This window comes from Acinetobacter sp., assembly GCF_050285345.1.
Taxonomy (GTDB): Bacteria; Pseudomonadota; Gammaproteobacteria; order Pseudomonadales; family Moraxellaceae; genus Acinetobacter.
On record NZ_JBLZXR010000089.1, the window covers coordinates 1 to 8,513 of the forward strand.

Annotated in this window: 8 protein-coding genes; 7 read left to right on the forward strand and 1 reads right to left on the reverse strand. The window is 39.7% G+C overall.

Annotated elements, in window-relative coordinates; genetic code table 11:
- Nucleotides 1-284 precede the first annotated feature (284 nt).
- Nucleotides 285-2,195, reverse strand: coding sequence for a sigma 54-interacting transcriptional regulator (locus tag ACN6OV_RS07875; protein ID WP_427951652.1), 1,911 nt, complete (start codon nt 2,193-2,195; stop codon nt 285-287).
- A 232-nt stretch (nt 2,196-2,427) separates the two neighbouring features.
- On the opposite strand from ACN6OV_RS07875, the gene ACN6OV_RS07880 reads away from it, so the two are divergent.
- The 7 genes from ACN6OV_RS07880 to ACN6OV_RS07910 are packed head-to-tail and all read left to right on the forward strand — an operon-like array spanning nt 2,428 to nt 8,258.
- Nucleotides 2,428-2,910, forward strand: a complete 483-nt coding sequence (locus ACN6OV_RS07880; RefSeq protein WP_279676506.1) for an MSMEG_0572/Sll0783 family nitrogen starvation response protein — start codon at nt 2,428-2,430, stop codon at nt 2,908-2,910.
- Nucleotides 2,911-2,934: 24 nt separating this feature from the next.
- On the forward strand, nt 2,935-3,927 hold the full coding sequence (locus ACN6OV_RS07885; RefSeq protein WP_348960533.1) for a Nit6803 family nitrilase: 993 nt from the start codon (nt 2,935-2,937) through the stop codon (nt 3,925-3,927).
- A 36-nt stretch (nt 3,928-3,963) separates the two neighbouring features.
- A complete protein-coding gene (locus tag ACN6OV_RS07890) occupies nt 3,964-5,043 on the forward strand; it encodes an MSMEG_0568 family radical SAM protein (RefSeq protein WP_348960534.1) in 1,080 nt (359 codons plus the stop codon).
- A gap of 10 nt (nt 5,044-5,053) precedes the next feature.
- On the forward strand, nt 5,054-5,617 hold the full coding sequence (locus ACN6OV_RS07895) for an MSMEG_0567/Sll0786 family nitrogen starvation N-acetyltransferase (RefSeq protein WP_348960535.1): 564 nt from the start codon (nt 5,054-5,056) through the stop codon (nt 5,615-5,617).
- On the forward strand, nt 5,617-6,663 hold the full coding sequence (locus tag ACN6OV_RS07900; protein WP_427951661.1) for a sll0787 family AIR synthase-like protein: 1,047 nt from the start codon (nt 5,617-5,619) through the stop codon (nt 6,661-6,663). The genes ACN6OV_RS07895 and ACN6OV_RS07900 overlap by 1 nt, the downstream gene beginning before the upstream one ends.
- On the forward strand, nt 6,656-6,946 hold the full coding sequence (locus tag ACN6OV_RS07905; protein WP_348960536.1) for an MSMEG_0570 family nitrogen starvation response protein: 291 nt from the start codon (nt 6,656-6,658) through the stop codon (nt 6,944-6,946). Before ACN6OV_RS07900 ends, ACN6OV_RS07905 begins: the two co-directional genes overlap by 8 nt.
- Before the next feature lie 10 nt (nt 6,947-6,956).
- Nucleotides 6,957-8,258 carry an MSMEG_0569 family flavin-dependent oxidoreductase gene (locus tag ACN6OV_RS07910; protein WP_427951658.1) on the forward strand — a complete coding sequence of 434 codons (1,302 nt, stop codon included), beginning with the start codon at nt 6,957-6,959 and terminating at the stop codon, nt 8,256-8,258.
- The last annotated feature ends 255 nt before the right edge of the window (nt 8,259-8,513 follow it).

Below are 8,513 nucleotides of genomic sequence, written 5' to 3' on the forward strand. Positions count from 1 at the left end.
TTGTGTGTAGGCTTCTTCATTTGAAAATTATATCGCTGAAAAACCCTTTACAGATAGGTTTGTGCAACAAAGCCTGCACGAAGTGATAATGATGTTTTGATGTTGTTTATTACCAATAAGCCATTTGATATCCATTTTACTGCTGACGAAGGAATGCCTCTGTCTTAAGTATCAAACCCATACAAGTAATGAAATATTAATCTTTTTAGATACATAAGGGGTTTAATATTTAATTTCTGGTTGAAAAGCATGATCAAGTTCGATCATGCTTTTAAGAGAGGTTTTTAATATTCAATTCCCATTTTTTTTAATTTTGAAATTAGTGTCGTAGGATTAATGCCTAACAGTTTAGCTGCACCCTCATCACCAAAAATTTTCCCTTCGCATTGTTTGATTGCCAGTTGAAGATTTGTCGTTTCTAACTGTTTGAGTTGTTGTATCGTCAGGATTTGTTCGATTGCTGCGGCGTGATTGTGCTGTACGGTCTGAGATGGTTCTTGTTCCAGTAAATATTGGAAAGAAACAGCACCGTGTTTGGCAGTGATTAATGCACGTTCCAACACATTTTGTAATTCACGAATATTACCTGGCCAGTCATAGTGTTGCAGTTCGAGGATATGCTTTTGTGAAAAAGGTAAATAAGGCACTTTACGATTTTCGCTGATCAGCTTGGTAAAGTGCGAGACCAGTAAAGGAATGTCCTGTTTACGTTCACGTAATGCAGGAGAATGGATTGGGAATACATTCAGACGGAAATATAAGTCTTCACGGAAGTTTTTCAGCTTCACTTCTTCTTTTAATTTTCGATTAGTGGCAGCAATAATCCTGACATCAACGTGTCGTGTTTTTTCTTCCCCAATTCTTTCGAAAGTCCCTTCTTGCAATACTCGGAGCAATTTACTTTGTAATTCGAGTGGAATCTCGCCAATCTCATCTAAAAATAAAGTCCCTTGATCGGCAAGTTCAAAGCGTCCAGCCCTATCACGAACTGCGCCTGTAAAAGCACCTTTAACATGTCCGAAGAATTCACTTTCAAATAATTCAGAGGGGATCGCCGCACAGTTCACACGAATCAGTGGATGCTGTTTACGGTGACTGGACTGGTGGATGGCACGTGCGATTAACTCTTTTCCAGTTCCTGATTCTCCATAGATCATGACATTCGCATCAGTAGGTGCAACCACTTTTATTTTTTCAATAATTTGTAGAATGGCTGGGCTATTACCTACAATTTCATGATATTGATTTTCTTGTAAAATTTCTTCTTGTAGATATTCATTTTGTTGCTCTAAGCGGCTTTTTAAATCTTGTAATTCTTCTAGCGCATGTGTGAGTTGTTTTTCAGTATTTAAACGTTCAGTAATATCTCGGAAGACCACCACAGCACCAATGATTTCACTGTCACGGATGATGGGCGTACTGGTAAATTCGACTGGAAAATAGCTACCATCACGTCGCCAGAAAACTTCTTGGATGCCTTCATGAACAATTCCATCTTGTACGGCAGCATAGATGGGACATTCTTCTACAGGGTAATGTTCTCCAGTTTCATGGGTATGATGGTGGATTTTATGAATATTTTTACCCAATACAGCATCGGACTCCAAACCTAACATTTTTGCGCCAACGGGATTAATAAAGGTACATAGTCCTTGTTTATTAATGCTATAAATACCATCACCAACGGAACTCAGTAATAAATGTTTGCCTGTATCTGAGTCAATAAACAGCTCTTGTAAGGCTTGCCATTCTTTTAGCCCTGCACGAATGACCTTGTCAGCATTTTTGTTAAATTGGCGTAATTCAAGATCTTTGACATCGACCAATGACCAAATGAGTAGATTTTTATTTTTATAAGGCAGACGAATGGCGGTGACATCGAGTTGTATTTTTTCATGTTCTTTATCAAAAGCATATAGCTCATTGTTCCAAGCATAACCCTTACTGAGTGCTTCATCTGTAAACGCCATAAGATGTGGCAATTGATTGATGTGTCCAAAAACAGAAGTAACTGTTTTGGCAATCAATTCATGTCGTTCATAGCGTAATAATTGAGACGCGCTAATATTCAAATCGATAAAGCGATTTTGATGTGGGTCGATCACGATTAATGCTTGAGATGTATGCTCAAAAGCAAGCGGGCGAATCGAATCTTCAGAAGATGCCCAATCAGAAATAAAGTCAATATTATTCATGCTATGAAAAATCGTAATCTTAACTATGAACTTTCATAATACTACGAAAAATCGTAGCTATTCAACACATTCTTATTTTTATAAAGCTCTCTTGAATAAATAATAAAAATATATTTTTCAAGAATATAAGAATTTTAAAACAGCATTTTAATCATGTTGGCACGGCTCTCGCAATAACACGGATAGACCAAAACAGTTGGTTGAATCGAAACCGTAGATATGAGGAACGGCTATGCCTAAAGTAGATATTGAACAATACAAAGATGGTGATTTTCTTGTCGATTATGAAGAAAAAGTATTTGAGGATGTAAAAGCTCAGCCGGGTGAAAAAGCATTGGTGACTTTCCACACCGTTGCCTTTGAAGGTTCTATTGGCTTGGTCAATGTCTTACAAGCAAAACGATTATTACGCAAAGGTTTTGAAACCAAAATTTTGCTGTACGGTCCAGGTGTGCAGTTGGGGGTACAACGTGGATTTCCAACATTGGGTGCAGAAGCATTTCCGGGACATTTGGCAGTGAATAATCAACTTAGAGCCTTTATGGAAGAAGGTGGTGAAGTTTATGCCTGCCGATTCGCATTACAAGCGCTATATGGTCAAACCGAAAAAGCATTAATGCCAGGGATTCGTCCAATCAATCCTTTGGATGTAATGGACTTAAAATTACTGATGCGTCGTGACAATGCACTGATCATTGATACTTGGACTGTTTAAAGATTTAAGAAAGGGGAATAAGACATGAATCAGATTGTAAAAGCAGCAGCAGTACAGTGTAGTCCAGTGCTTTATAACCAAAAGGAAACCGTACAAAAAATCTGTAATACGATTTTCGAGTTAGGTAAACAAGGCGTACAGTTTGCTGTTTTTCCTGAAACGGTAGTGCCTTATTACCCTTACTTTTCTTTTGTACAACCACCGTTTGCAATGGGTAAGGAACATTTAAAACTGCTCAATGAATCTGTAGTTGTCCCTTCTGAAGCAACCTTTGCGATTGGTCAAGCCTGTGCTGAAGCAAAAATGGTAGTTTCTATTGGGATTAATGAGCGCGCGGGTGGAACAATCTACAACGCACAGCTGTTATTTGATGCTGATGGTTCAATCATTCAGCATCGTCGAAAAATCACCCCAACTTATCATGAGCGTATGGTATGGGGACAAGGCGATGGCAGTGGTTTACGTGCAATTGATTCTGCTGTGGGACGTGTGGGTTCACTGGCTTGTTGGGAGCATTACAACCCTTTGGCACGTTTTGCCTTAATGGCCGATGGTGAACAAATTCACGCAGCAATGTTTCCAGGATCATTGGTTGGTCAAATTTTCGCAGATCAGATAAGCGCCACTATTCAGCACCATGCTTTGGAGTCAGGTTGTTTCGTAGTTAATGCGACTGCATGGCTACATCCAGAGCAACAACAACAAATTATGAAAGATACCGGTTGTGAAATTGGCCCAATTTCGGGTGGATGCTTCACCGCTATTGTCTCGCCTGAAGGGAAATTTTTGGCCGAACCTATTACTCAGGGTGAAGGATACAGTATCGCGGATCTTGATTTTTCATTAATTGATAAACGTAAACGCATGATGGATTCAGTTGGTCATTATAGCCGCCCAGAATTGTTAAGTTTATTGATTGATCGTCGTCCGACACAGGTATTGCATGAGCTTAAAGTTGAATCCTCGGATTTAACAAATCTCGAAAAAATTTCCAGATTTACAGAAGAGCAGGTTTAAAGCTTATTAAACCAATTCTAAAGAGAGGGGGCGAGTATGTCTGCAATACAACTTTTGACTGATTTGCAATGTAACGGTCTGAAATGGGACGGTGAATTTGGTCTATCTCGTAAGGGCGGTGCAGGGCCAAGTGATCATAAAGCACTCAGCCTAGATGGGCAGACGGTGATGATTCCAGTGTTGAATCTAGCTGCACAAGAGTCTCCATACAGTGCTAAAGCTGATCCAGATTCTGACCAAGTGATCGTATTTAAAAACAGGATTCCTGTAGCAACTTTAACAGCCCCATCTCGTCCAAAGTTTTATGACTTGACCACTGACGAAGATATTCCATATGAGCAAATTGCAACTTTGCATAGCCACGACGTCTTGGCAACAACAGTATTACAACATTGCATTCGTATGAATGATAAAGCTACGGCTTGTCAATTTTGTTCGATCGACCAATCGTTAAAAAGTGGTCGTACTTTAATTCGGAAACGTCCAGAGCAGCTCGCAGAAGTTGCAAAAGCAGCTGTGGAACTCGACGGTGTACAGCAAATGGTCATTACCACTGGCACACCCAACACTCCAGATCGTGGAGCAGAGATTTTATATGACAGTGTGAAAGCTATTTTGGCCGAAGTGAATTTGCCTATACAGGTGCAATGTGAACCACCCGATGATTTTACATGGTTTCAGAAGTTAAAAGATGCAGGTGTGGTGTCAATTGGTATGCATCTTGAAGCGGTAAGTGATCGTGTACGTCATAAAATTATGCCGGGTAAAGCAGAGGTTTCTCTCGATACTTATTTTGCAGCATTTAAGGCGGCAGTTGAGGTATTTGGTCGGGGACAAGTAAGTACCTATATCTTAGCTGGGCTAGGTGATACGGAAAATGAAATCATTGAAATGACCGCTAAATTGACCGAGATGGGCGTTTATCCGTTTGTAGTGCCATTTGTACCCATTCAGGGAACAGCACTTGAACATCATTCAAAACCCGAGCAAGCCTTTATGCAGGCACTCTATCCAAAAATTGGTGAGCAACTCCGTCTACATGGACTTAACTCTGAAGACACTCAAGCGGGTTGTGCCAAATGTGGAGCATGTTCTTCACTGAAAGCTTATGAGTAGGAGAAATAGTATGCAACTTTCTGGTTATCCATGGTTAATAGAATTAAATGAAGAACTTAAACAGTTTGTCACAGATGACATTGTTATCAAAGTGGTTACTGAAGACTGGGAACGTCGTCAATATTATCGCCTGCGAGAGACAACTTTTCGCGATGAACAAAAGATTCTAAAAGAAGACCGTGATGAATATGACTTTAAAGCTCTAGGTATTGTTGCGATTGGGCAAATGTTTGGTGAGCATGATCGTGTAATAGGCGCTGTGCGTATTTTCCCAGACGGAACAAATACATGGTGGGGTGGGCGTTTATGTGTAGAGCCATTATACCGCCATCATCATGCTATTGGGAAAGCACTGATTAATGCAGCAGTGACGACGGCAAAAAATCTAGGATGTAAAACATTCTTAGCGACTGTACAGCAACAAAATGAGCGTTATTTTCAGAAATTATGTTGGAACAGTGTCCGTGAATTAATGGTTGCTGAAATTCCGCACATGATGATGCAAGCTCAAATTGAGCATTATCCGCTACAGCATGTGGTCATGCAGGCTTATATGCAAAAAGAGGTGGAATGATGATATCACTCAATCAACTTCTTGAATATTTAAGAAAAACTCCAGCTATGCAATCAAAACAGGTGATTGCCAAAAGTGTAATGATCCCGAATCTGGATAAAGTCAACTCTCTGCAAGCTTTGTACGCTTACCCTGGAGATGATACTGCTGCTGTTGCCGTCCAGGGACAATATATTTTACATGCGTGTGAAGGGATGTTGCCTAGTTTTGTTGCTAATCATCCTTATTTTGCTGGTTGGTCTGCAGTCATGGCAAATATCAGTGATATTGCAGCAATGGGTGGTCGTGCATTGTCAGTTGTGAATAGCTTTTGGCATACAAATGTTGAGCATGCTCAATTGTTAATGCAAGGCATGCAAGATGCTTGTACTGCCTATGATGTGGCAATGATTGGTGGACATAGCAATATTGCTGAAAATTATCAGCCAGCTTTATCTGTTGCCATTCAAGGTACAGCACAAAAATTATTGTCTGTTTTGCATGTTAAACCACAACAAAAGATTTTGATTGCTTTAAATCTACAAGGTCAATTTCATCCCAACACTGTGTATTGGAAATGCTTTGAACGTGTATCCGGGCGTATTTTGCAAGCACAGCTCTCAGTAATGCCGCAACTTGCCCAGCAAGGAGTGGTATATGCCGCACGAGATATTAGTAATGCAGGTGTTTTAGGCAGTTTGCTCATGCTACTTGAGGCAACGCAAAGTGGCGCAGACATAGACCTTCAAAAAATTCCAAAACCACAAAATGTGGACTGGCAGACGTGGCTACAAATATTTCCAAGTTATGGATTTTTGCTGACAGCTGATGAAGGCGAATGCGAAGAGATCATTGAGTTATTTGAAAGTCAGGGTATTTGCTGTGCAGTGATTGGTGAAAGTAATGCCAGTGGAAAAGTTCATGTGCATGATCAGAAGCAAAGTGCTCAATTTTGGGATTTTAATCAGCAAAAATTTACTGGTTTTAACTATGTCGAAATTTTAAAAAAGTTAAAGGCTCAGTCGGATCCGATTGAGCCGATAGAGAAGGAGGCAGCATATGCCTAGCGTTAATTTTACCGTGAAATGGCCGAATGGCGAGCTGATTCAATATTACTCTCCATCCACGGTGATTTATGAATATCTATCTAAAGGACATTCATATCCAGCAATACAGTTTTTAAAGCTGGCTGAAGATGGCTTATCTGCTGCATCAGAACGAGTACGAGTACGTTATGGCTTTGCATGTAGTTCAGCCATGGACAGCCTATCCACGATTAAACGCCAAGCTAACTTATTCGCCTTAAAAGACGAAGACCAAATTGAAATTACTGAAATGCACAATGAATAAGGGGAACAAGATGCTTAATATGCAAATTCAAGATTTACAGCCAAATTATGACGTCGTGATTGTTGGTAGTGGCCAGGCAGGGTTATGTATCAGTCATTATCTACAAAAAGCAGGGATTGATCATGTAATTCTAGAAAAAGAATCAGAGTTAACCCATAGCTGGCGTAGTAAACGGTGGGATAATTTCACTTTAGTTACCCCCAATTGGCAATGCTTGCTTCCAGAGCATCCATATAACGGCAATGACCCTGACGGATTTATGAAAAAAAATGAAATTGTTGAATATCTAGACGACTTCATTGAAAAACTGAGTCCACCAGTTTTATTAAATGTTCAGGTTAAGCATGTTGCAAAAATTGCACCGCAACACTTTGAAATTGAAACTAGTTTAGGTACAACTACTGCTAAACAATTAGTTGTAGCAGCTGGTGGTTATCACACCCCAATTTATCCAAGACTAAGTGATCAAGTGCCTGAGCAAGTGTTAGTTCTGCATTCAGAACAATATTTTAATGTGGAACAGTTACCTGAAGGTAATGTTTTGGTTGTCGGTTCAGGGCAATCGGGAGCCCAAATCGCTGAAGATCTACATTTGGCTGGTAAAAAGGTCTATCTTTCTACGGGAGATGCACCACGCTGTGCACGTTTTTATCGTGGTAAAGACGTAGTGAAGTGGCTTTATGAAATGGGCTATTACGAGACTACAGTCAAAGATCATCGATACAGTGAAGAAGTTCGTAACAGCACTAATCATTACGTGACTGGGCGAGATGGTGGTCGTGATATTGATCTACGTAAATTTGCATTAGAAGGTATGCGACTGCTTGGACGATTTGAGGATTATAAGGAAGGTCAGTTTGTATTCCGTCCAGATTTAATCCAGAACTTAGATATGGCAGATGCAACTTACAATCGTATTAATGCCTCTATTGATGACTATCTAGAGAAAAATAATATTGTGACTGAAGAACCAGCATCTGTATATCAGCCACTTTGGCAGCCAGAGCAGGAAATTACCCATATCGATTTAGTTGAAGAGAACATCACCTCAATCATTTGGTGTATCGGATTTAGACCAGACTATTCTTGGATTGATTTAGATATATTCCAGACAAATGGATATCCAAAACATGATCGCGGTATTACCGTTGACTCTGAAGTAAGCTTTATTGGTTTACCTTGGTTAAACACATGGGGTTCAGGACGTTTTATGGATGTTGCTAAAGATGCTGAGTTTATTGCTGATCATCTCATTCAACAATTAAATGTTACACCACAGCATATATCCTCAACATTATCATCATTGGCTTAATTATCAGGCAGCTGAATAGTCTCAACTTTCGGCTGCATCAAATCTCCAATATTGTTAAAAAACATAGGGTAGCCAAAATGAATCAACAACCTTTTGTAATTAATACTAGGGCTTGTTGAGAATTAACAAAGGCTACTGATTAATTTATAATAGTACTATGGATAGATACATACTTACTGATGGCTTTGTTGCACAAACCTATCTGTAAAGGGTTTTTCAGCGATATAATTTTCAAATGAAGAAGCCTACACACAA